Origin of the sequence: Streptomyces pseudogriseolus, from assembly GCA_002154585.1 — a bacterium.
Taxonomy (GTDB): domain Bacteria; phylum Actinomycetota; class Actinomycetes; order Streptomycetales; family Streptomycetaceae; genus Streptomyces; species Streptomyces pseudogriseolus.
The window spans coordinates 1-545 of sequence record MUNG01000632.1 but is presented as its reverse complement, the minus strand read 5'-3'; the positions used below and the strand labels follow the sequence as shown (position 1 = coordinate 545).

The following is a 545-nucleotide window of genomic DNA, read 5'->3' as shown; positions in this document are numbered from 1 at the left end:
CGGCGGAGGCGGCGCGGGCCGAGGGCAAGAGCTGCGGTGTGTGCGGTGAGGCGGCGTCGGATCCGCTTCTGGCGTGTGTGCTGACAGGGCTGGGTGTCACCTCCCTGTCGATGGGTGCGGCGTCGATTCCGTATGTGCGGGCGTCGCTGGCGAAGTTCACGCTGGCGCAGTGCGAGCGGGCGGCCGCTGCCGCGCGGGCCGCGGACAGCGCGGACGAGGCGCGGAACGCGGCGCAGGCGGTGCTGTCGGGCGAGTAGTCCTCGCCGGGCCGGTACGGCCTTGGGCTCGGGGCGCTCCACTGCGGTGGGGCGCCCCTCGCGCTGTCCGGGTGTCGTCCGGGTCAGTGGTGGTGGTCCGGGCCGGGGTCGGTGTCCGTGAGGTCGGGTGACGCGCAGTAGTCGACGTTGGACTCGGGCGGGATGATCTCGCCGGTCTCGGTGTCGGTGCAGTAGGCGTCGAAGACCTCTCCCGCGGTGAGGGGGAGGAGTCCGTTGCTGCGGATGCGCCAGCCGTGGATGCGGTCCGGGGCGCCCGGTGTGCTGGTG

The 545-nt window shown here is 73.6% G+C and carries 1 protein-coding gene and 1 pseudogene; one reads left to right on the top strand and one right to left on the bottom strand.

Going from position 1 to position 545, the window contains the following annotated elements; all coding sequences use genetic code 11:
* A partial coding sequence (locus CCN29_RS33605; protein WP_442538668.1) for a putative PEP-binding protein occupies window positions 1-257 on the top strand: 257 nt, incomplete at its 5' end.
* Window positions 258-340: 83 nt separating this feature from the next.
* Here the strand turns inward: CCN29_RS33605 and CCN29_RS33600 are convergent.
* Window positions 341-545 (bottom strand): annotated as a pseudogene (locus CCN29_RS33600) (hypothetical protein); the annotation flags it as partial.